The sequence below is a fragment of the Frigoribacterium sp. PvP032 genome (assembly GCF_017833035.1).
In the GTDB taxonomy this organism is placed as follows: domain Bacteria; phylum Actinomycetota; class Actinomycetes; order Actinomycetales; family Microbacteriaceae; genus Frigoribacterium.
Window position 1 is genome coordinate 2,357,801 of record NZ_JAFIBM010000001.1, and the last position, 21,696, is coordinate 2,379,496.

16 protein-coding genes, 2 rRNA genes and 1 pseudogene are annotated in these 21,696 nt (G+C 69.9%); all 19 read right to left on the reverse strand.

Annotation, left to right across the window (positions count from 1 at the left end; all coding sequences use genetic code 11):
- Positions 1-11: 11 nt before the first annotated feature.
- The 19 genes and pseudogenes from JOE35_RS10820 to JOE35_RS10910 all read right to left on the reverse strand — a co-directional run bounded on the left by JOE35_RS10820 (position 12) and on the right by JOE35_RS10910 (position 21,663).
- Positions 12-323, reverse strand: coding sequence for a hypothetical protein (locus JOE35_RS10820; protein ID WP_209561082.1), 312 nt, complete (start codon positions 321-323; stop codon positions 12-14).
- A 144-nt stretch (positions 324-467) separates the two neighbouring features.
- Positions 468-1,976 carry a ribosome biogenesis GTPase Der gene (gene der / locus JOE35_RS10825; protein ID WP_209561083.1) on the reverse strand — a complete coding sequence of 503 codons (1,509 nt, stop codon included), beginning with the start codon at positions 1,974-1,976 and terminating at the stop codon, positions 468-470.
- An 8-nt stretch (positions 1,977-1,984) separates the two neighbouring features.
- Positions 1,985-2,779: a (d)CMP kinase gene (gene cmk, locus JOE35_RS10830; protein ID WP_209561084.1), complete on the reverse strand. Its 795-nt coding sequence runs from the start codon at positions 2,777-2,779 to the stop codon at positions 1,985-1,987.
- Positions 2,776-3,888 carry a prephenate dehydrogenase gene (locus tag JOE35_RS10835; RefSeq protein ID WP_209562012.1) on the reverse strand — a complete coding sequence of 371 codons (1,113 nt, stop codon included), beginning with the start codon at positions 3,886-3,888 and terminating at the stop codon, positions 2,776-2,778. Before JOE35_RS10835 ends, cmk begins: the two co-directional genes overlap by 4 nt.
- 1,547 nt (positions 3,889-5,435) lie before the next feature.
- A pseudogene (locus JOE35_RS10840) lies at positions 5,436-6,218 on the reverse strand (pseudouridine synthase); the annotation flags it as partial.
- A complete protein-coding gene (gene scpB / locus JOE35_RS10845; RefSeq protein ID WP_209561085.1) occupies positions 6,208-6,813 on the reverse strand; it encodes an SMC-Scp complex subunit ScpB in 606 nt (201 codons plus the stop codon). The gene scpB and the pseudogene JOE35_RS10840, both read right to left, overlap by 11 nt.
- Positions 6,803-7,660, reverse strand: a complete 858-nt coding sequence (locus JOE35_RS10850; protein WP_209561086.1) for a segregation/condensation protein A — start codon at positions 7,658-7,660, stop codon at positions 6,803-6,805. The genes scpB and JOE35_RS10850 overlap by 11 nt, the downstream gene beginning before the upstream one ends.
- Entirely contained in the window at positions 7,644-8,543 is a 900-nt protein-coding gene (locus tag JOE35_RS10855; protein ID WP_123545324.1) for a ParA family protein, read from the reverse strand. The genes JOE35_RS10850 and JOE35_RS10855 overlap by 17 nt, the downstream gene beginning before the upstream one ends.
- A 94-nt stretch (positions 8,544-8,637) precedes the next feature.
- A complete protein-coding gene (gene xerD, locus JOE35_RS10860) occupies positions 8,638-9,561 on the reverse strand; it encodes a site-specific tyrosine recombinase XerD (RefSeq protein WP_209561087.1) in 924 nt (307 codons plus the stop codon).
- A 34-nt stretch (positions 9,562-9,595) separates the two neighbouring features.
- Positions 9,596-10,168, reverse strand: a complete 573-nt coding sequence (locus JOE35_RS10865; protein WP_307803045.1) for an NUDIX hydrolase — start codon at positions 10,166-10,168, stop codon at positions 9,596-9,598.
- A gap of 3 nt (positions 10,169-10,171) precedes the next feature.
- A complete protein-coding gene (locus JOE35_RS10870; protein ID WP_307803139.1) occupies positions 10,172-11,851 on the reverse strand; it encodes a CTP synthase in 1,680 nt (559 codons plus the stop codon).
- Positions 11,852-12,036: 185 nt separating this feature from the next.
- The gene (recN, locus tag JOE35_RS10875) at positions 12,037-13,746 is read right to left on the reverse strand and encodes a DNA repair protein RecN (RefSeq protein ID WP_209561088.1); all 1,710 of its coding nucleotides are present in this window, start codon (positions 13,744-13,746) and stop codon (positions 12,037-12,039) included.
- Entirely contained in the window at positions 13,743-14,708 is a 966-nt protein-coding gene (locus tag JOE35_RS10880) for an NAD kinase (RefSeq protein ID WP_209561089.1), read from the reverse strand. The genes recN and JOE35_RS10880 overlap by 4 nt, the downstream gene beginning before the upstream one ends.
- The gene (locus JOE35_RS10885; RefSeq protein WP_209562015.1) at positions 14,672-15,517 is read right to left on the reverse strand and encodes a TlyA family RNA methyltransferase; all 846 of its coding nucleotides are present in this window, start codon (positions 15,515-15,517) and stop codon (positions 14,672-14,674) included. Before JOE35_RS10885 ends, JOE35_RS10880 begins: the two co-directional genes overlap by 37 nt.
- An 8-nt stretch (positions 15,518-15,525) precedes the next feature.
- Entirely contained in the window at positions 15,526-15,738 is a 213-nt protein-coding gene (locus JOE35_RS10890; protein ID WP_209561090.1) for a hypothetical protein, read from the reverse strand.
- A 13-nt stretch (positions 15,739-15,751) separates the two neighbouring features.
- Positions 15,752-16,807 (reverse strand): HAD-IIA family hydrolase, encoded by a 1,056-nt coding sequence (locus JOE35_RS10895; RefSeq protein WP_209562016.1) that lies wholly within the window; start codon positions 16,805-16,807, stop codon positions 15,752-15,754.
- Positions 16,749-17,570 carry a hypothetical protein gene (locus tag JOE35_RS10900; protein WP_307803047.1) on the reverse strand — a complete coding sequence of 274 codons (822 nt, stop codon included), beginning with the start codon at positions 17,568-17,570 and terminating at the stop codon, positions 16,749-16,751. The genes JOE35_RS10895 and JOE35_RS10900 overlap by 59 nt, the downstream gene beginning before the upstream one ends.
- A 625-nt stretch (positions 17,571-18,195) precedes the next feature.
- Positions 18,196-18,312 (reverse strand): 5S ribosomal RNA (rrf, locus tag JOE35_RS10905).
- A gap of 227 nt (positions 18,313-18,539) precedes the next feature.
- Positions 18,540-21,663: ribosomal RNA gene (locus tag JOE35_RS10910) — 23S ribosomal RNA — on the reverse strand.
- Positions 21,664-21,696 lie beyond the last annotated feature (33 nt).

Consider the following 21,696-nt stretch of genomic DNA (forward strand, 5'->3'; position numbering starts at 1 on the left):
CTCGTCGACGCTCACCGTGCGCCGCCAGCGGCCGCCGCGGCCGCAGCCGCAGCCGCAGCGAGCTCGTCGTCGACCGCTCGGACTCCGCGCACGAAGTCCGTCGGCAGCGCCGCGAGCCGCGCCAGCAGCTCGAGTGCGAGGTCGACGCGGCGCGCGAGGTGCACGGAGACCTCGCCCAGCACGCCGGCGACGCCGCCCGAGCCCAGCGCTGCCGAGCAGTCGCCGGTCAGCACGTGCGAGAACGCGAGCCCCTCCCCCGCCGTCCGCGTCGCCCCGGCCATCCCCTCCAGCGCATCCAGGTCCACGTCGATCGTCGCCGTCATGCCTCGCCCTTCGTCAGTGAGAAGATCACCGAGCCGATATGTCAGTACCGGTCGGGTGAGGATCACACTAGCAATGCCGAACGCCCGGCCGAGGACGGATCCACAACCGGGCGTTCACCGCACAGGGGCGGCGGGAGAGACGAGCTACGGGCGCTTGCGCTTCTCGCGCACGCGCATGTTCACCGTGATCGGGGTGCCCTCGAAGCCGAAGATCTCGCGCAGGCGACGCGTGATGAAGCGGCGGTACTGCGGGTCGAGGAACCCGGTCGTGAAGAGCACGAAGGTCGGCGGGCGGTTGGCCGCCTGGGTGCCGAACAGGATGCGCGGCTGCTTGCCCGAGCGCAGCGGGTGCGGGTGCTCGGCGACGAGCTCGGCGAGCAGGGCGTTGAACTTGCCCGTCGGGATGCGGGTGTCCCACGACTCGAGGGCGAGCTCGAGAGCAGGCACGAGCTTCTCGAGGTGACGGCCGGTGCGGGCCGAGATGTTGACGCGCGGCGCCCACGAGACGTGGTCGAGGTCCTGCTCGATCTCACGCTCGAGGTAGCGACGACGGTCGTCGTCGAGCAGGTCCCACTTGTTGAAGGCGAGCACGAGCGCGCGGCCCGACTCGAGCACCAGGTCGATGATCCGCAGATCTTGCGTCGAGATGGGCTCGGTGACGTCGATGACGACGACGGCGACCTCCGCCTTCTCGAGCGCCGCGGAGGTGCGGAGCGAGGCGTAGAAGTCGGCGCCCTGCTGCAGGTGCACGCGCTTGCGGATGCCGGCGGTGTCGACGAAGGTCCAGATGCGACCGGCGATCTCGACCTGCTCGTCGACGGGGTCGCGGGTCGTGCCGGCGAGCTCGTTGACGACGACGCGCTCCTCGCCCGCGGCCTTGTTGAGCAACGAGCTCTTGCCGACGTTCGGGCGGCCGAGGATGGCGACGCGGCGAGGTCCGCCGATCTCCTCCTTCGCGACCGTCGAGACGGCGGGCAGCTTCGTCATGATCACGTCGAGCAGGTCGGCGACGTTGCGGCCGTGCAGGGCCGACGCGGGGAACGGCTCGCCGAGGCCGAGCGACCAGAGCGAGGCCGCCTCCAGGTCTTTCCGGGCGTCGTCGCTCTTGTTGGCGACGAGGATCACGGGCTTGTGCGAGGCGCGCAGCATGCGGACGACGTGTTCGTCGGTGGCCGTGGCCCCGACGTTGACGTCGACGACGAACAGCACGGCGTCGGCCAGGTCGACGGCGATCTCGGCCTGCATCGCGACGGACTTGTCGATGCCGATCGCGTCGGGCTCCCACCCGCCGGTGTCGACGAGGGTGAAGCGGCGTCCGCCCCACTCGGCCTTGTACGAGACGCGGTCGCGGGTGACTCCCGGCTTGTCCTCGACGACGGCCTCGCGGCGGCCGAGGATGCGGTTGACCATGGCGCTCTTGCCGACGTTCGGGCGGCCGACGATGGCGAGCACCGGCAGGGCCGGGGCGTAGGTGAGGGCGTCAGGATCCCACTCGCCGCCCTCGAGGACGTCGACGTCCTCGTCGTCCAGCTCGTAGTCGGCCAGGCCGGCACGCAGGGCGCGGGCGCGCTGCTCCGCATCTTCGTCGGGCATCGCCTGGATGCGGCCGACCATCTGGTCGTCGAGCTCGGGGTACTTGTCGTCGTCTGCCATGGAGGCTCCTAGCGTGTGGGGGTGCTCGCTCGCACGAGCTCGACCACGGCCTGCACCGTCTGGTCGAAGTCGAGATGGGTGGAGTCGACGGTCGACACGCCCTCGGCGGCGGTCATGAAGTCGACGACCTTGCTGTCCAGCCGGTCGCGGGTCGACAGCTGCCGAGCGGTCTCCTCGGCGGACTGCCCGGTGACCTCGGCGGAACGCCTGGCCATCCTAGCCTCTTCGCTCGCCGTCAACAGGATGCGCACCTGGGCGTCCGGCGCCACGACGGTCGTGATGTCCCGACCCTCGGTCACGATGCCGGGGCGGTCGGTCGACGCGATTATGCGACGGAACAGGTCGACCATGAAGCGCCGCACCTCCGGCAGCTTCGCCACGTGGCTGACCGCGCCGGTCACGCGGGGCGTGCGGATCTCGTCCGTGACGTCCGCACCTCCGACGGTCACCGAGGAGGCGCGGGCCGGGTCGATCTCGATCGCGTACGCGAACGAGGGCAGCGCCCCGATGACCGCGTCCGGGTCGTCGAGGTCGACGCCGCTGTCGAGCGCGTGCAGGGCGAAGGCGCGGTAGGCCGCGCCCGTGTCCTGGTAGTCGTAGCCGAGGGCCACGGCGGAGGCGCGGCTCACGCTGGACTTGCCGCTGCCGGCCGGCCCGTCGACGGCCACGACGACGTGCCGGTGCACCGCCTCCGCGGTCCGCTCGCGCAGCTCGGCGGTGTGCGCCTCGCCGGCGGGGCCGCCCACGCCGTGCTCGCCGGGGGTGCGCTCGACGTCGGTCGGAACTGCGTCTCCGGCGCTCATGCGAACGCCCCGGACACGGTCCAGCCGCGCCGCTCGAGCTCGGCGACGAGTCGTTCTTCTTGTTCAGGCACGATGCTGACCTCCGCGAGTCCCACCTGCGCGCCGGGCGAGTGCTCCAGCCGCAGGTCTTCCAGGTTGACGCCGATGTCGCCGATGTCGGCGAGCAGGCGGGCGATCTGGCCCGGGGCGTCGTCGACGATGACGACGACCGAGCTGAACCGTGTCGACTGCCCGTGCTTGCCGGGCAGGCGTGCGACGCCGGTGTTGCCGGCGCCGATGGCCTCGGCGACCGTGCGGCGAGCGCCCGGGGCCGCGGGGTCGGCGAGCGCCGCGATAACGCCGTCGAGGTCGTCGCGCAGCTCGCGCAGCACCTCGACGACACGCGACGCGTTGGCGCCGAGGATCTGCACCCACAGCGCCGGGTCGCTGGCGGCGATGCGAGTGACGTCACGCACTCCCCCGCCTGCGAGCCCCAGGGAGGCGTCGGTCGCGTCGCGCAGACGAGTCGCCATCAGGCTCGACACCACCTGGGGCACGTGGCTGACGAGGGCGACGCCCGCGTCGTGCTCCTCGGGCGTCATCTCGATCGGGGTGGCACCGAGGTCGAGGGCGAGGTCCTCGACGGCCGCGGCGCGGCGGTAGCTGATGTCGTCGTGGCCGGCGATGACCCACGGACGTCCGGCGAACAGGTCGGCGCGGGCCGAGATGGCGCCGCCGCGCTCACGACCCGCCATGGGGTGCGAGCCGATGTAGCGCGAGACGTCGGCGCCGCGGGCGCGCAGCTCGTCGAGGGGCGCGACCTTGACCGAGGCGACGTCGGTGACGAGCGCCTCCGGGTAGGCGTCGAGCTCGCGGTGCACGATCTCGGCGGTCACGTCGGGCGGCACGGCGACCACGACGAGCACGGGGGCGTCGCCCTCGGCGGCCACCCGGCCCGCACCGTAGTCGACGGCGAGGCTTCGGGCCGCGGGCGAGGCGTCGTCGAGGATCACGTCGACGCCGTGCTCGCGCAGCCGCAGCCCGATGCTCGTGCCGAGCAGGCCCGAGCCCACGATGCGCACCTGGCCGTCGAGACGGCGGGTGCCGCCGACGAGGTCGTCGACGGTCACGCCGGGGCGGCCCGAGCCTGTGGTCGTGCTCGGGTCAGTGCTGGTCAGGTCCGTCGAGGAGGCGCGGGTCGGGTCGGTCACGACCGCCCGCCCCCGCGGGGACCACGTCCCCCGTCGTCGGGGCGGCCACGGAACGGACGGTCGCCGCCGCGCTCGGGGCGTCCGCCGCGGTCGTCGCGACCGGAACGGTCGTCGCGACCCTGGTAGCCGCCCCCGGCCGGGCGTCCGCCACGGTCGTCACGGCCCTGGTAGCCACCACCGGCAGGACGCCCTCCACGGTCGTCACGCCCCTGGTAGCCACCGCCAGCAGGACGACCACCACGGTCATCGCGCCCCTGGTAGCCACCGCCAGCAGGACGACCACCACGGTCATCGCGCCCCTGGTAGCCACCGCCAGCAGGACGACCACCACGGTCATCGCGCCCCTGGTAGCCACCGCCAGCAGGACGACCACCACGGTCATCGCGGCCCTGGTAGCCGCCGCGCTCGGGGCGTCCACCGCGGTCGTCACGTGCACCACGGTCGTCACGGCCCTGGTAGCCGCCGCGGTCGTCGCCGTCACGGGCGCTGCGGTCCTCGCGGCCGCCGCGGCCGGATCCGGGTCCGCCGGCACGGACGCCGGAGGGGCGGCCGGTGCGCGGGTCCTTGGGCAGGTCGCGGTTCGGGTAGCCGGCGGCGCGTTCCTCGCCGGGGCTCAGCGGGCGGTCTCCGCCACGGGGAGCGCCGCCACGGTCGTCGCGCGACACGTAGCCGCCGCGGTCCGGGCGTCCGCCGCGGTCGTCGCGCGACACGAAGCCACCGCGCTCGGGACGGGCACCACGGTCGTCGCGACCCTGGTACCCACCGCCAGCGGGGCGTCCACCGCGGTCGTCGCGACCCTGGTAGCCACCACGCTCGGGGCGTCCGCCACGGTCGTCGCGCCGGTCGTCGCGACCCTGGTACCCGCCACCGGCAGGACGCCCACCACGGTCGTCACGACCCTGGTAGCCACCACGCTCGGGGCGTGCGCCACGGTCATCACGCCGGTCGTCGCGACCCTGGTACCCGCCACCGGCAGGACGCCCACCACGGTCGTCGCGAGCAGCGCCTCCTCGAGCACCCGAGCCAGGACGATCGGCGCGGGGGGCGTAGCCCCCACGGTCCTCGCGAGCGGCGTAGCCCCCGCGATCGCCACGGTCGGCACGATCGTCGCGACCCTGGTAGCCACCACGCTCGGGACGGCCGGCACGGTCGTCACGCACCGGGCGCCCGCCGCGCCCGCCGCGATCCGCGCCCTGCTCGCGGCGTCCTGCCTGCTCGCGCCGCACCTCCGCGCGTCGCGACACCGGGGCGTCGCCCTTGCCGACACCGGCACGCGGGCCGGCACCGGGCACGCGGCGACGCGCGTCGCGAGCGTCGGTCTCGGGGTCGTACTCGTCGTCGTCCTCGTCGTAGAACTCCTTCTCGACCTCGTCCGCGTCGAGGGCGACCTCGACCACGTCGGCCTCGTCCACGGGTGCGTCGCCGCTCTCGATCGTGGGGACGGAGTCGACCTTCGGCGACGGCGCGGCGTCGCGCGCGATCGTGAGGATGGCGCCGAGCTCGGTCTTGTTCAGCGAGCGCACGTGCCCCGCCTTGAGGGTGCCGAGGTGCAGCGGGCCGAACGAGCGGCGCACGAGGTCGATGACGGGGTGGCCGACCTCCTCCATCATGCGGCGGACGATGCGGTTGCGCCCCGAGTGCAGGGTGATCTCGACCAGGGACGAGTCGGCGGAGCGCGACAGGCCCGCGCCTCCTGCGACCACGGCCGCGCGGTCGGCCGCGATCGGGCCGTCCTCGAGGTCGACGCCGGCGAGCAGCTGCGCGAGGACGGCGGGCGTGACGACGCCGCGCACCTTGGCGATGTAGGTCTTGGTGACGCCGAACGAGGGGTGCGCCAGCACGTGGGCGAGCTCGCCGTCGTTCGTCAGCAGCAGCAGGCCGCTGGTCTCGACGTCGAGGCGGCCGACGTTGAACAGGCGCTCCTCGAAGTCGGAGGTGAACTGCCGCAGGTCGGGGCGGTCGGCCTCGTCGCTCATCGTGCTGACGACGCCGACGGGCTTGTTCAGCATCACGTAGCGGCGAGTCGTGTCGAGCTGGACGGCCGCGCCGTCCACGACGACCTTGTCCTTCTCGGGGTCGATGCGGCGACCGGCCTCGGTGACGACCTTGCCGTTGACGGTGACGCGGCCCGCGGCGATCAGGTCCTCGGACACGCGGCGCGAGGCGACGCCGGCGGCGGCCATGACCTTCTGCAGGCGCTCGCCCGTGGGCAGGTCGTCGTCGTGGGTGGTGGTGGGGTCAGATGACATCGTCGAATCCTCCGGATCCGTCAGGGAGGAGCGGGGAGATCAGCGGGAGCTCGTCGAGCGAGGCGATGCCGAGGTGGGTCAACAAGAGATCCGTCGTTTCGTAGGTGAGGGCGCCGGTCTCGGGGTCGGTGGACGACTCCGTGACCAAGCCGCGACCCACCAGTGTACGGACGACCGAGTCGACGTTCACCGCGCGGATCTGCGCGATGCTGCTGCGGGTGATGGGCTGCTTGTAGGCGATGACCGCCAGCGTCTCGAGAGCCGCCTGCGACAGTCTGGACGGGTTCTCCGTCAGCACGAAATCGCGCACGACGGGATCGAGCTCTTCCCGGACGTAGAAACGCCAGCCGCCGCCGACCTCGCGCAGCTCGAAGCCGCGCCGGGGCGTGCCGTCGACGCCGTCGAAGTCGGCGACCAGGTCGGCCACCGCACGGCGCACCTCGGCGGTCGGGCGCCCCACGGCGGCGGCCAGCGAGAGCAGCGACTGCGGCTCGTCCGCGACCAGCAGCACGGCCTCGAGCGCTCGGGCGGTCGCGCGGTCGTCGTGCGCCGTAGCCGAACGAGTCGAGGAGGCGGTCGTCGTGTCAGCCGTCATAGTCGGCCCCCAGCGAGTCCAGCGCCTCGTCGGTCCAGTGCTCGGCCACCCAGCGCACGCTGAGCTCGCCGAGCGGCTCCACCTGCTCGAACGCCAGCGACCCGTGCCGGTAGAGCTCGAGCAAGGCGAGGAACCGCGCGACGACGACGCCCTTCTGGTCGACGTCGGCCACGAGCTCGCGGAACGTGGCGACCCCGGCGCGGCGCAGCATCGCGACGACCCAGGCGGCCTGCTCGCGGATGCTCACGAGCGGGGCGTGCAGGTGGTCGAGGCCGACGGTGGGCACGGCCTGCGGGGTGAGGGCGAAGGCGGCGAGCGCCGCGAAGTCGTCGGGCGTGAGCGTCCAGACCAGCTCGGGCGTCGTGACCCGGTACTTCTCCTCCAGGCGCACGGCGCGGGCGTGGCGGCGGGACTCCGTCGCGCCTCGCTCGGCGAACCACTCCGCCGCCTGCTTGAAGGCGCGGTACTGCAGCAGCCGCGCGAAGAGCAGGTCGCGGGCCTCGAGCAGCGCGACGTCTTCTGCGTCGACGAGCTCGCCCTGGGGCAGCAGGCCGGCGACCTTGAGGTCGAGCAGGGTCGCGGCGACGACGATGAACTGGCTGGCCTGGTCGAGGTCCTCGTCGGTGTCGACGGTGCGCAGGTAGGCGATGAACTCGTCGGTGACGGCGCTGAGCGCCACCTCGGTGACGTCCATCTCGCGCTTCCCGATGAGGGTCAGCAGCAGGTCGAACGGCCCGCTGAAGTTGTCGAGCACGACCTCGAACCCCCGCGTCGACGCGTCGACGACGGGATCGGGGCTGCCGCTCGGGTCGGCGACGACGACGGGGGCCTCAGGCTGCGGCACCACGCGCGATCAGCTCTCGGGCCAGCTGGCGATAGGCCTGCGCCGCCGGGTGCTCGGGGGCGAACTGCGTGATGGGGATGCCGGCGACCGACGCGTCGGGGAACTTCACGGTGCGGCCGATGACGGTCTCGAGCACCTCGTCGCCGAACGCGTCGACGACGCGCTCGAGCACCTCGCGGCTGTGCAGGGTGCGCGAGTCGAACATCGTCGGCAGGATGCCGTCGAGCGTGATGGCCGGGTTCAGCCGGTCGCGCACCTTCTCGATCGTCTCGACGAGCAGGGCGACGCCGCGCAGGGCGAAGAACTCGCACTCGAGCGGGATGAGCACGCCGTGCGCCGCAGTGAGGGCGTTGACGGTGAGGAGGCCCAGCGAGGGCTGGCAGTCGATCAGGATGACGTCGTACTCGGCGCTGACCTGCCGGATGATGCGGGCGAGGATCTGCTCGCGGGCGACCTCGTTGACGAGGTGCACCTCGGCGGCGGACAGGTCGATGTTCGCCGGCATGACGTCGAGGTCGTGCACGCGGGTCGGCACGATCACGTCGTGCGCGTCCTTCACGGACCCGATCATGAGGTCGTAGATCGTCGGCTGGTCGTGCGCCTGCACGCCGAGACCCGCGGTGAGGGCGCCCTGGGGGTCGAAGTCGATGGCGAGCACGCGACGGCCGTACTCGGCGAACGCGGCGCCGAGGTTGATCGTGGTCGTGGTCTTGCCGACGCCGCCCTTCTGGTTGCAGAGGGTGATGATGCGCGCGGGGCCGTGGCCGTCGAGCCTCTCGGGGACGGCGAACTCGGTGCGCGGGCGACCGGTCGGACCGTTCGCGGGAACGGTCGCCGGAGCGCTCTCGAAGAGGGCGGGCGTGCTCGAGGTCGACTTGGTGCTCACACGTCGATGGTACCGGCGGCCCCCGTCCGAGCCGGGCTGACGCGCCCGCCCCGCAGGCAGGAAGCCTCATGCGGCGGATGAAGGTAGTGCCTGGTCAGGAGGCAGGTCGGAGCGCCCGGGGGTGGGCCGTCACGTACATGTCGCGCAGCGCGTCCGCCGTCACCAGCGTGTAGATCTGCGTCGTCGCGACGGACGAGTGGCCGAGCAGCTCCTGCACCACCCGCACGTCCGCGCCGCCCTCGAGCAGGTGCGTGGCGAACGAGTGCCGCAGGGTGTGCGGCGAGACCTCGACGTCGAGCTCGGCCCGCTCGGCGGCGGCCTGGATGACGAGCCAGGCGCTCTGCCGCGAGAGGCGCGCGCCCCGCGCGCCGAGGAACAACGCGGGCGTGGCGTCGCCCCGCACCGAGAACTCGGGCCGGCCGCGCACGAGCCAGGCGTCGAGCGCCCGTCTCGCGTAGCTGCCCACCGGCACGATCCGCTGCTTGCCGCCCTTGCCGAACAGCCGCACGACGTCTCCCCCGTCGATGACGTCGTCCACGTTGAGCGACACGGCCTCGCTCACGCGGGCACCCGTCGCGTAGAGCAGCTCGAGCAGCGCCTTGTCGCGCACCCGCGCGGTCTCGTCGCCGTCGGTGGCGGCCAGCAGGGCCTCGACCTGCGCGACCGAGATGGCCTTCGGCAGGCGCGAGGGCAGCTTCGGCGGGCGGACGCCCGCCGCGACGTCGACGGCGACCAGCCCCTCCTCGTGCAGGAAACGGTGCAGCCCCCTGACCGAGGAGAGCACCCTGGCCACGCTGGAGGCGCGCAGAGGGTCCTCCGAACGGGTCGCCAGCGCGGCCGGGAAAGCCGCGACGTCCGCGGGCACGACCTCCTCGACGGAGGCGCGTCCCGCCTCCTCGAGGTGCGCCGCCCAGAGCACGAGGTCGCGCCGGTACGCGGCCGTCGTGTTCGGGGACAGGCCTCGCTCGACAGTGACGTGCCTCAGGTAGCGGGCGACCGCCTCCTCGATCGACGTCATCGCGCGCCCGTCCCGACCGCTGGCAGCTCGGACGTCAGCGGCGGGCGGCCGCGGTCGCGGCCAGCGCCGCGATGCTGAGGATGGAGTTGTGCAGGCGCCCGGCCAGCACGCCGTCGACGATCTCGTCGAGGGCGACCCAGCGCTTCTCGATGTCCGCCTCTTCTGCGGTGCGGTCGAAGGCGGCTGCGGTCGCGCTGACGCCGGTCGCCCGGTAGACGGTGACGAGCTCGTCGTTGCCGCCGGGGGTGGTGTGGAACGAGACGAGCTCGTCCCACTGCGTGGCCTCGAGGTCGGCCTCCTCTGCCAGCTCGCGCTTGGCCGCGTCGAGCTTCGACTCGCCCTCGGCGTCGAGCAGGCCGGCGGGCAGCTCCCAGTCGCGGGTGCGGATCGGGTGCCGGTACTGCTTGATGACGAGCACGCGGTCGTGCTCGTCGACCGCGAGCACCGCGACGGCACCGGTGTGCGCGACGTACTCCCGGGTCATCGGCGAGCCGTTGTAGTCGACGACGTCACGGACGACGTTCCAGACGGCGCCCTCGAAGACGGTCTCGGAGGAGGTGACGGTCGGGTCGGCGGGCTCGTCCCGCAGCAGCTCGGTGTCGGCCACGGCTCAGGACCGCCCGGGAGCGGCGGCCTCTGCCGCACCCTCCGCCTCGTCGGCGAACAGCCGGCTCGAGTTCTGGCGCTCGAGCGACGCCCCGACGAGGCCGCTGAACAGCGGGTGGGCGCGGTTCGGGCGCGACCGCAGCTCGGGGTGCGCCTGGGTGCCGATGTAGAACGGGTGCTCGGCGCGGTCGAGCTCGACGTACTCGACGAGGGTGCCGTCGGGCGAGGTGCCCGAGAAGACGAGGCCCGCGTCGGCGATCTGCTGGCGGTACTGGTTCGAGACCTCGTAACGGTGACGGTGGCGCTCGTCGACGAGCTCGGAGCCGTACAGCTCGGCCGCGAGCGAGCCCGGCTGCAGGGCGGCCGGGTAGAGGCCGAGGCGCATGGTGCCGCCCAGGTCGCCGTCGGCGATGATGTCGACCTGCTCGGCCATCGTCGCGATGACGGGGAACTCGGTGTCGGGGTCGAACTCGGACGAGGAGGCGCCGGCCAGGCCGGCCTTGTCGCGGGCGTACTCGATGACCATGCACTGCAGGCCGAGGCAGAGGCCGAGCGTCGGGATGCCGTTCTCGCGGGCGAACTTCAGCGCGCCGAGCTTGCCCTCGATGCCGCGGATGCCGAAGCCGCCGGGCACGCAGATGCCGTCGACCTGAGACAGCGCCGCGGCGGCGCCCTCGGGCGTCTCGCAGTCGTCCGACGGGATCCAGACGAGCTTCGCCTTGGCCTGGTGCGCGAACGCACCGGCGCGCAGCGCCTCGGTGACCGACAGGTAGGCGTCAGGCAGGTCGATGTACTTGCCGACGAGGCCGATGGTGACCTCGTGCTTCGGCTGGTGCACCGCGTCGAGCACGGTCTGCCAGCCGGACCAGTCGACCTCGCCGGCCTTCTCGGCCAGGCCGAGGTGGCGGATGATGTACGAGTCGAGGCCCTGCTCGTTGAGCATCGAGGGGATGTCGTAGATGCTCGCGACGTCCTTCGCGTTGACGACCGCGTCCTCGTCGACGTCGCACATCAGGGCGATCTTGCGCTTGTTCGCCTCGCTGACGGGGCGGTCGCTGCGGAGCACCAGCGCGTCGGGCTGGATGCCGATCGACCGGAGCGCCGCGACGGAGTGCTGCGTCGGCTTGGTCTTCTGCTCGCCCGAGGCGCCCATGTAGGGCACCAGCGAGACGTGCACGAAGAAGACGTTGTTGCGCCCGAGCTCGTGACGCACCTGACGTGCGGACTCGATGAACGGCTGGCTCTCGATGTCGCCGACGGTGCCGCCGACCTCGGTGATGATCACGTCCGGGGCGACGTCGCCCTCGGCCTGCTGGCGCATGCGGCGCTTGATCTCGTCGGTGATGTGCGGGATGACCTGGACGGTGTCGCCGAGGTACTCGCCCCGGCGCTCCTTGGCGATGACCGTCGAGTAGACCTGGCCCGTCGTGACGTTCGCGGCCTGGTCGAGGTCGATGTCGAGGAACCGCTCGTAGTGCCCGATGTCGAGGTCGGTCTCGGCGCCGTCGTCGGTGACGAACACCTCGCCGTGCTGGAACGGGTTCATCGTGCCCGGGTCGACGTTGAGGTACGGGTCGAGCTTCTGCATGACCACGCGCAGCCCGCGCGCCGTGAGCAGGTTGCCGAGGCTGGCGGCCGTCAGGCCCTTGCCGAGCGACGAGACGACGCCGCCGGTGACGAAGATGTGCTTCGTGACGCTGTTCTTGGTCGTGTGGGAAGCGCTGCGACCAGCTGTCGTGTCCTGATCCGGCGAAGCGGACTCCGAAGGCCCACCTCCGTCGATCGAGGAGGAATCAAGGCCCGAGTTCTCAACGTTCACCACGGGATTCCATCCTATGTCACGCGGGGCCGGTCGGCCACCGCTGCCTGTTACGAGTGTGTGACGGCGCGCCCGGCCGAGGCGAGCTCGAGCAGCTCGCGGGCGTGGTCGAGGCCGCTGGCGCTGTCGGGCAGCCCCGAGAGCAGCCGGGCCATCTCGGCGACCCGCTCGTCGCCCTCGAGCTGCTGCACGCTGCTCGCGGTGACCTCGCCCGACGCGTCCTTGACGACGCGCAGGTGGTTGGTGGCGAACGCCGCGACCTGGGCGAGGTGCGTCACGACGATGACCTGCGCGCGCTCGGACAGCGCGGCGAGCCGGCGGCCGATCTCGATCGCGGCGGATCCGCCGACGCCGGCGTCGACCTCGTCGAAGACGAAGGTCGGCACGTCGCTCGACCCGGCCATCACGACCTCGAGGGCGAGCATGACGCGCGAGAGCTCGCCTCCTGAGGCTCCCTTGCCCAGCGGGCGGGGCTCGCTGCCCGGGTGCGGTCGAAGCAGCAGCGACACGACGTCGGCGCCCGTGCTGCCGAGCTCGTCGCGCGGCGTGACCTCGACGACGATCTCGGCGCCGGCCATCGCGAGCGCGGACAGCTCGGCGCTGACGCGCTCGGACAGGTCGGCCCCGGAGGCGCGGCGCAGGTCGCTGAGGACGCCCGCCCTGGCCTCGGCCTCGGCCCGGAACTGCGCCACCTCGTCGTCGAGCGAGGCGAGCCGGTCGTCGTCGCCGTCGAGCTCGACCAGGCGTCGGCTGCCCTCGTCGAGCAGCCGCAGCACGTCGTCGAGACCAGGACCGTGCTTGCGCATCAGCGAGGTCAGCTCGGCGCGACGGGTCTGCACGGCCTCGAGGTCGCCCGCAGCGTCGGCGTCGAGGCCGCCGAGGTAGCTCGACAGGCGCGACGACGACTCGGACACCTGCACGCTGACCTCGGCCAGCAGGTCGGCGATCGGCGCGAGCTCGGGGTCGTGCGGGGCGACGCGCTCGACCTGGCGGCGCGCCTCCTCGACGAGCGAGAGCACGTCGCGGGTGCCGTCGACGGCGTCGGTGGAGAGGATCTCGTGGGCGAGGCCGGCGGCGAGCCGCAGGTCTTCCGAGTTGCTGAGCCGTTCGGCCGTCGCGTCCAGCTCGTCGAGCTCACCGGCCACGGGCGCGGCTGCCTCGATCTCGTCGATGGCGGCGCGCAGCGCGTCAGCCTCGGCGCGACGCTCGTCGCGGTCGCGGGTGATCTCGGCGAGCTCGTCACGTGCGGCGGTCCACGCCCCGAAGGCGGCCCGGTAGGAGGCGGCGGCCGCGGCCAGGGGTGCGCCTCCGTGCGCGTCCACCGCCGCCCGCTGTGCCTGTGCCGACTTGAGGCGGATCTGCTCGGACTGCCCGTGGACGATGACGAGGTGGTCGGCGAGGTCGCCGAGCACGCCGATCGGGGCAGAGCGGCCGCCCACGACGGCCCGGCTGCGCCCCTCGGCCGAGACGACCCGGCTGAGGAAGAGCTCGCCGTCGTCGACGTCTCCCCCGGCGTCGCGGACGCGATCGACGACGGCACCCTCGACCGGGACGACCCACCGACCGTCGACGACGGCCTGGGCGCTGCCGGAGCGCACGATGCCGCTCTCGGCGCGCTGGCCGAGCAGGAGGCCGAGCGCGGTGACGACCATGGTCTTGCCTGCGCCGGTCTCGCCGGTCACGGCGGTGAAGCCCGGCCCGAGGGGCAGGGTGGCCCGGCCGATGACGCCGAGGTCGCGGATCGCGATCTCCTCGATCACGAGGCGTCTCCCTGCTCGGGGCCGCGCCAGCCGGTCACCGGCAGCTTGAACTTGGCGACGAGGCGATCGGTGAACGGCCCCTGTCGCAGGCGGGCCAGCAGCACGGGCTGGTCGGAGCGGGTGCACTCGACGCGGGCGCCCGGCGGCAGGTCGTGCTCGCGGCGGCCGTCGCACCAGAGGATGCCGCGGCCGTCGGTCCGGCTCATCACCTCGACGGCGAGCGTCGAGTCGGGGCCGACGACGAGGGGCCGCGCGAAGAGCGCGTGCGCGCTGAGCGGCACGAGCAGCAGCGCCTGGACCTCGGGCCAGACGACCGGCCCGCCGGCGGAGAACGAGTACGCGGTCGAGCCGGTCGGCGTCGACATGACGACGCCGTCGCAGCCGAACGACGACAGGGGGCGCCCGTCGACCTCGATGACGACCTCGAGCATCCGCTCGCGCGACGCCTTCTCGACGGTCGCCTCGTTCATCGCCCAGGTGCGCCAGACGACCTCGGTGCCCTCGACGACCCGGACGTCGAGGGCGGTGCGCTCCTCGACGTCGTAGTCGCGCGCGACCACGCGCGACACGGCGTAGGCCATCTCGTCGCGCTCGCTCTCGGCGAGGAACCCGACGTGGCCGAGGTTGACCCCGACGATCGGGGCACGCGTGCCCCGGACGAGCTCGGCGGCCCGGAGGATGGTGCCGTCGCCGCCCAGGACGATGACGCACTCGAGCGTGTCGAGCGCGACGTCCTCGCCGAGGATGTCCACCGGCTCGATGTCGGGGGCCGCCGACTTGATGTCGTCCCACTCGTCACGCGAGAGGACGGGCACGACGCCGGCCGCGACGAGGAGGCCGCAGACCTCGAGGGCCGCGTCGAGCGAGTCGCGTCGCCCGGTGTGGGAGACGACGAGGATGTGCCGTGCCGTCGTGTCGATCTGTCTCACGCTCCCGTCGTGCTCTCGGACCTGCCGAGCCATTCTGTCGGATTCGACCCGTGACGAGCCGAGAACCGCACGACGTACTCCTTGTTGCCTGCCGTGCCGACGATGGGTGAGGGGATGATCCCCGCGGTGCCGAGGCCCAGGTCGTGCGCCGCCCAGAGGACGCCGGTGACGGCCTCGTTCCGCAGCCGGGCGTCGTGCACGACGCCCTCGCGGATGCCCTGCCTGCCGACCTCGAACTGCGGCTTCACGAGCAGGACGAAGTCGCTGTCCACAGGGACGCTGGCCACGAGCGCCGGCAGGACCATCGTGAGCGAGATGAACGAGAGGTCGGCGACGACGAGGTCGATCGAGGAGGCGCGGTCGCTGAGGCCGTGCAGCTGACCGGCCTCGAGGTAGCGCGCGTTCACCCCCTCGACCACCGTGACGCGCGGGTCGCTGCGGATCGACGGCGACAGCTGGCCGTGCCCGACGTCGAGCGCGACGACGTGGTCGGCACCCCGCTCGAGCAGCACCTGCGTGAAGCCCCCGGTCGAGGCGCCCACGTCGAGGGCCGTCCGCCCGCGGGGGTCGACGCCGAAGGAGTCCAGCGCCGCGACGAGCTTGTGCGCGGCGCGACTGACGTAGTGGTCGAGGCCTGCGACCTCGACGGTGTCGGTCTCGACCACCCGGGACGACGCCTTGACGACGCCCGAGCCGTTGACCGTCACCAGGCCGTCGGCGAGGAGGCGGGCGGCGTGCGTGCGAGACCGGGCGAGCCCCCGAGATGCCAGAGCAGCGTCGAGACGCTGTCCGTCCCGCTCCGCCTGGTCGGCGGACGAACCGGCGTCCTCCGGCTCCTCGATGCGGACGGTCACCGACCACCCGAGCTGACGTCGGCCTCGCCTGTGCCCACGCCCTCGAGGGCAGTGCGCAGCTCGTCGTGCACGGCACCGAACGCCGTGGCGCGCTGGTCGAGAGGGAGGCTCTCGATCGACCGGAGGCGCGCTGCCAGCTCGGCTGCCGCCTCCTCGTCCGACGTCGCGTCGACGGTGGTGGTGTCGGCGGAACTCGGCTCTGGCTGCATGGTGTCGCCCACCCTACTCACCGGCGTGCAGGGCAGGGTCGATGTTGAGGCCGTAGATCGCCCGGCCGGTGCCCCAGACGGCGTGCGCCCCGGCTCGCAGCAGGTCGACGGGGTCGTCACCGGCCGAGAGGACGCGGACGACGCCGGCCCGCACGGCGACGCGGGCGCCGCGCACGGTGACCACGTGGACGTCGTCCTCGTCGTGCTCGACGATCTCGGGGTACGGCTGGCTCAGCTCGCGCAGGTCTCCGACGATGAAGTCGGGCCGCGAGCCCTTCTCGGCCGCGAGGACCTGCTTCGCACCGTCGATGCCGGTCAGCACGAGCACGGAGACGAGCCCGGCACGGCGCGCCCCGAGGATGTCCGTGTCGAGGCGGTCGCCGATGAACATGGCTCTGGTCGCGCCGAAGCGCTCGACGGCCGCGGTGAAGATCGGGGTCTCGGGCTTGCCCGCCGTCACGGGCAGGCGCCCGACGGCCGTGTGCACGGCACTGACGAGCGTGCCGTTGCCGGGAGCGGTGCCGCGCTCCTGCGGGATGGTCCAGTCGGTGTTCGTCGCGATCCACGGGATGTCCGCCGCGAGGGCGAAGGAGGCCTCGGCCAGGTCGGACCAGCCGACCTCGGGGCTGAAGCCCTGGACGACCGCCGCGGGCTCGTCGTCCGCCGATCGCGTGACCCGGAACCCCTCGGCCTCGAGCACGGACGTGAGCCCGTCTCCCCCGACGACGAGCACGGTCGAGCCGGCCGGGACCGCGTCGACGAGGAGGCGCACCGCAGCCTGCGGGGAGGTCACCACGTCGTCCGCGGTCACCTGCAGCCCGTAGCCGCTCAGCTGCGCGGCCACCGTGGCCGCGGTGCGCGAGGCGTTGTTCGTGATGTAGCCGACGCGGTGCGTCTCGGCCGCCGCGGTCAGGCTCTCCACGGCGTGGTCGATCGCGACGGACCCGCGGTACACGACCCCGTCGAGGTCGGCCAGGACGGTGTCGACGCCGTCGAGCGGCGTGGGACGGTCAGCCACGGTGCTCGGTCTCCTCGCCAGCAACGGGCTCCTCAGCGGCAGGGTCCACATCCTCAGCGGCAGGCTCCTCATCAGCGGCAGGCTCCTCGTCGTCAGCGGCAGGCCCACCCTCGTCGAGCGGCACGGACTCCTCCTCCGCCTCCCACGACTCGTCGAGCTCGAGCTCCTCCTCCACGACCTCGACGGTCTCCCGGTCGTCGTCGCCGTGGTGCGCCTCGAGCGCGGCGTCGGCGCGCTCGGCCAGCGTGCGCCACTCCTCGGCGTCGCGCTCGCGCCCGAGGTCCTCGAGCACGGTCGCGTAGGCGTCGAACAGCGCCGGGCTGTACTCGAACGCACGCCGACGGTCGAGCTGCGGGATCTCGAGCTCGCCGAGCGCCGCGTCGGGCTGCCCCAGGTCGAGCCGCGCACCGCTCATGGCGATGGCCAGCGAGACCCGGACCGCGGGCGCCAGCGTCGAGACGTCGACCGAGCGCCCGAGCTCGAGCGCGCGCTCGGGGCGACCGAGGCCGCGCTCGCTGTCGACCATCAGCGGCAGCTGGTCGTCGCGACCGGTGATGCGGCGGTAGGTCCGCAGCTCGCGGAGCGTGAGGGCGTAGTCGCCCACCGTGTAGGCCGTGATGGCGATCGTCTCGCGCACGACACCGATGCGACCAGCGCGACGACCAGCGGACAACGCGTGCTTGTGTGCCTCCTCGGGCTCCTCCTCGATGAGGCGCCCCGCCATGACGAGGTGCTTCGCGACCCAGTCGGCGTTCTCCTTGCTCAGCGTCTTCAGCTCGCCGCGGGCGACCTTGTCCAGGTCACGGGGCTCCACGTCGTCGGGAACGTGCGCGACCTCCTGCGCCGGCCGCACCGACTTGAGGCCGTAGGGATCGCGGTCCTCCGGCGTCTCGCGATTCCCCTGGTACCCGGTCGTCGGACGACCGCCCGCTGAAGGACGTCCGCCGCCCGACGAAGGTCGACCGCCGCTGGAGGACGGACGCCCACTGCTCGACGGACGACCTGCACCGCTGGATGGACGACCGCCCGTCGCGCCTGCACGACCACCGGCTGAGGGACCGCCTCGACGGTCTCCCCCACCCTGAGGCCGACCCGAGGAGGCGCGGTCACCGTACGCAGGACGCTCACCCCGCTGGGGCCGGTCGCCCCGAGCCCCGCGGTCGCCGCCCGACGGACGACCCGACGGCCGCTCCCCGCGAGCACCGCCGTCGCGTCCGGAGGACGAGTCTCGTCGGGGTCGGTCGGGTCGGTCGTCGTCGCGGTCGCTCACGGAGGTGCTCCTCGTTGTCCAGTCGTGCAGGCAGCTGTTGTGTTGTGGGGCTCTCGCCCGGAAAGTCCGTCGTCCGTCGCCCCTGAGGTGCGGACGGACCGACGCACGACTCTACCAGCGGTTAAACAAGAAGAGCCCCTCCAGTGGAGGGGCTCTTCTATCAAAAGGAGTCCGGCGGTGTCCTACTCTCCCACAAGGTCCCCCTTGCAGTACCATCGGCGCTGAGAGTCTTAGCTTCCGGGTTCGGAATGGGACCGGGCGTTTCCCTCTCGCTATGGCCGCCGAAACATTTACCACACAACCCCCGAAACTTGAGCCTCGGGTGAGGGTGAAGTCTGTTTCAGACCATGCCCACCAACGCTGTCAGTGGGACTTGTCTGTTCTGTTGTCCCCACACCGCACAGGACGTGGTGGTGTGAGGGGTGTTCCGTAAAGCAGTCGTTGCCGACCGTCTTTCGGGAACCACATAGTGGACGCGTAGCAATCTTTCTTCCTCCTCTACAGGGGAAGAGTGTTGTCAAGTTATCGGCTTATTAGTACCGGTCAGCTCCATGGGTCGTTAGTCCCCACTTCCACATCCGGCCTATCAACCCAGTAGTCTAGCTGGGAGCCTCTCACCCCGAAGGGTATGGAAATCTCATCTCGAAGCCGGCTTCCCGCTTAGATGCTTTCAGCGGTTATCCGTTCCGAACGTAGCTAATCAGCGGTGCTCTTGGCAGAACAACTGACACACCAGAGGTTCGTCCATCCCGGTCCTCTCGTACTAGGGATAGATCTTCTCAAATTTCCTACGCGCGCAGCGGATAGGGACCGAACTGTCTCACGACGTTCTAAACCCAGCTCGCGTACCGCTTTAATGGGCGAACAGCCCAACCCTTGGGACCTACTCCAGCCCCAGGATGCGACGAGCCGACATCGAGGTGCCAAACCATGCCGTCGATATGGACTCTTGGGCAAGATCAGCCTGTTATCCCCGAGGTACCTTTTATCCGTTGAGCGACAGCGCTTCCACAAGCCACTGCCGGATCACTAGTCCCGACTTTCGTCCCTGCTCGACTTGTCAGTCTTACAGTCAAGCTCCCTTGTGCACTTACACTCGACACCTGATTGCCAACCAGGTTGAGGGAACCTTTGGGCGCCTCCGTTACTCTTTAGGAGGCAACCGCCCCAGTTAAACTACCCACCAGGCACTGTCCCAGAACCGGATCACGGTTCGTAGTTAGATATCCAAAGTGACCAGAGTGGTATTTCAACAATGACTCCACCTGAACTAGCGTCCAAGCTTCACAGTCTCCCACCTATCCTACACAAGCCACTCCGAACACCAATACCAAGCTGTAGTAAAGGTCACGGGGTCTTTCCGTCCTGCTGCGCGTAACGAGCATCTTTACTCGTAGTGCAATTTCGCCGAGTTCGCGGTTGAGACAGCTGGGAAGTCGTTACGCCATTCGTGCAGGTCGGAACTTACCCGACAAGGAATTTCGCTACCTTAGGATGGTTATAGTTACCACCGCCGTTTACTGGGGCTTAAATTCTCAGCTTCGCTTGCGCTAACCGTTCCTCTTAACCTTCCAGCACCGGGCAGGCGTCAGTCCGTATACATCGTCTTGCGACTTGGCACGGACCTGTGTTTTTAGTAAACAGTCGCTTCCCACTGGTCTCTGCGGCCTTTCCCGCTCCGGGAGTAAATCCCATCACGGTTCCGGCCCCCCTTCTCCCGAAGTTACGGGGGCATTTTGCCGAGTTCCTTAACCACGATTCTCTCGATCTCCTTGGTATTCTCTACCTGACCACCTGAGTCGGTTTGGGGTACGGGCGGCTTGAACCTCGCGTCGATGCTTTTCTCGGCAGCATAGGATCACTGATTTCCCCCAATCGGGGTACGCATCGGATCTCAGGCGCATTGACGACGGATTTGCCTATCGTCAGCCCTACATCCTTACACCAGGTTCACCTTACGGATACCATCGCCTGGCTCAGCTACCTTCCTGCGTCACACCTGTTAATACGCTAAACGCACCAGCATGGGGTCGAGCGTTAGACCGGCCGGCATCACCCCGAAGGGATCCACTCAGCCGGGTTAGGACTCTTAGCACCACTGGATTATCTTGGGCGGTTCTTCGCCGGTACGGGAATATCAACCCGTTGTCCATCGACTACGCCTGTCGGCCTCGCCTTAGGTCCCGACTTACCCAGGGCGGATTAACCTGGCCCTGGAACCCTTGGTCTTTCGGAGGACGGGTTTCTCACCCGTCTTTCGCTACTCATGCCTGCATTCTCACTCGTGTGGCCTCCACGGCTGGTTTACACCGCCGCTTCACTGGCCACACGACGCTCTCCTACCACTCCGTACGACTGAACCACGAAGGCTTGTCTATAATACGAAATCTACAGCTTCGGTGGTGTGCTTGAGCCCCGTTACATTGTCGGCGCGGAATCACTTGACCAGTGAGCTATTACGCACTCTTTCAAGGGTGGCTGCTTCTAAGCCAACCTCCTGGTTGTCTCTGCAACTCCACATCCTTTCCCACTTAGCACACGCTTAGGGACCTTAGCTGGTAGTCTGGGTTGTTTCCCTCTCGACAATGAAGCTTATCCCCCACTGTCTCACTGCTGCGCTCTCACTTACCGGCATTCGGAGTTTGGCTGACGTCAGTAAGCTTTTGGGCCCCATCGGCCATCCAGTAGCTCTACCTCCGGCAAGAAACACGCAACGCTGCACCTAAATGCATTTCGGAGAGAACCAGCTATCACGAAGTTTGATTGGCCTTTCACCCCTATCCACAGCTCATCCCCTCCATTTTCAACTGAAGTGGGTTCGGTCCTCCACGACGTCTTACCGTCGCTTCAACCTGGCCATGGATAGATCACTTCGCTTCGGGTCTAGGACATGCGACTGTATCGCCCTCTTAAGACTCGCTTTCGCTACGGCTACCCCACACGGGTTAACCTCGCCACATATCGCTAACTCGCAGGCTCATTCTTCAAAAGGCACGCTGTCACCCCTACAAGGAGGCTCCAACGGTTTGTAAGCAAACGGTTTCAGGTACTATTTCACTCCCCTCCCGGGGTACTTTTCACCTTTCCCTCACGGTACTTGTCCGCTATCGGTCATCTGGGAGTATTTAGGCTTATCAGGTGGTCCTGACAGATTCACACGGGATTTCTCGGGCCCCGAGCTACTTGGGATCCCCATTCAGCCAGCGCCAGCATTTCGGCTACGGGGTTCGCACCCTCTATGACCAGCCATTCAAAGCTGTTCGCCTATACTGCGCTGTAACTGCTCCTGTCCGGCAGAACAGGACAACGGGTCCCACAACCCCGACCATGCAACGACCGCCGTCTATCACACATGACCGGTTTAGCCTCTTCCGATTTCGCTCGCCACTACTGACGGAATCACTGTTGTTTTCTCTTCCTGTGGGTACTGAGATGTTTCACTTCCCCACGTTCCCTCTACCCGCCCTATATATTCAGGCGGGAGTCACCAGGTCAAAACGCCTGGCGGGGTTTCCCCATTCGGACATCCTCGGATCAGGGCTCGATTATCAGCTCCCCGAGGCTTATCGCAGATTTCTACGTCCTTCTTCGGCTCCAGATGCCAAGGCATCCACCGTTTGCTCTTAGAAACTTGACCACAAAGTTGCCACCAGCCTTAGCTGGCAGCTCA

Coding starts and splice junctions, on each gene's coding strand:
- cmk (WP_209561084.1), bottom strand. CDS start 2,779: ATGAGCGCCGGAGACGCAGTTCCGACCGACGTCGAGCGCACCCCCGGC.
- JOE35_RS10820 (WP_209561082.1), bottom strand. CDS start 323: ATGACGGCGACGATCGACGTGGACCTGGATGCGCTGGAGGGGATGGCC.
- der (WP_209561083.1), bottom strand. CDS start 1,976: ATGGCAGACGACGACAAGTACCCCGAGCTCGACGACCAGATGGTCGGC.
- xerD (WP_209561087.1), bottom strand. CDS start 9,561: ATGACGTCGATCGAGGAGGCGGTCGCCCGCTACCTGAGGCACGTCACT.
- JOE35_RS10890 (WP_209561090.1), bottom strand. CDS start 15,738: ATGCAGCCAGAGCCGAGTTCCGCCGACACCACCACCGTCGACGCGACG.
- scpB (WP_209561085.1), bottom strand. CDS start 6,813: ATGACGGCTGACACGACGACCGCCTCCTCGACTCGTTCGGCTACGGCG.
- JOE35_RS10895 (WP_209562016.1), bottom strand. CDS start 16,807: ATGTGGACCCTGCCGCTGAGGAGCCCGTTGCTGGCGAGGAGACCGAGC.
- JOE35_RS10880 (WP_209561089.1), bottom strand. CDS start 14,708: ATGGCTCGGCAGGTCCGAGAGCACGACGGGAGCGTGAGACAGATCGAC.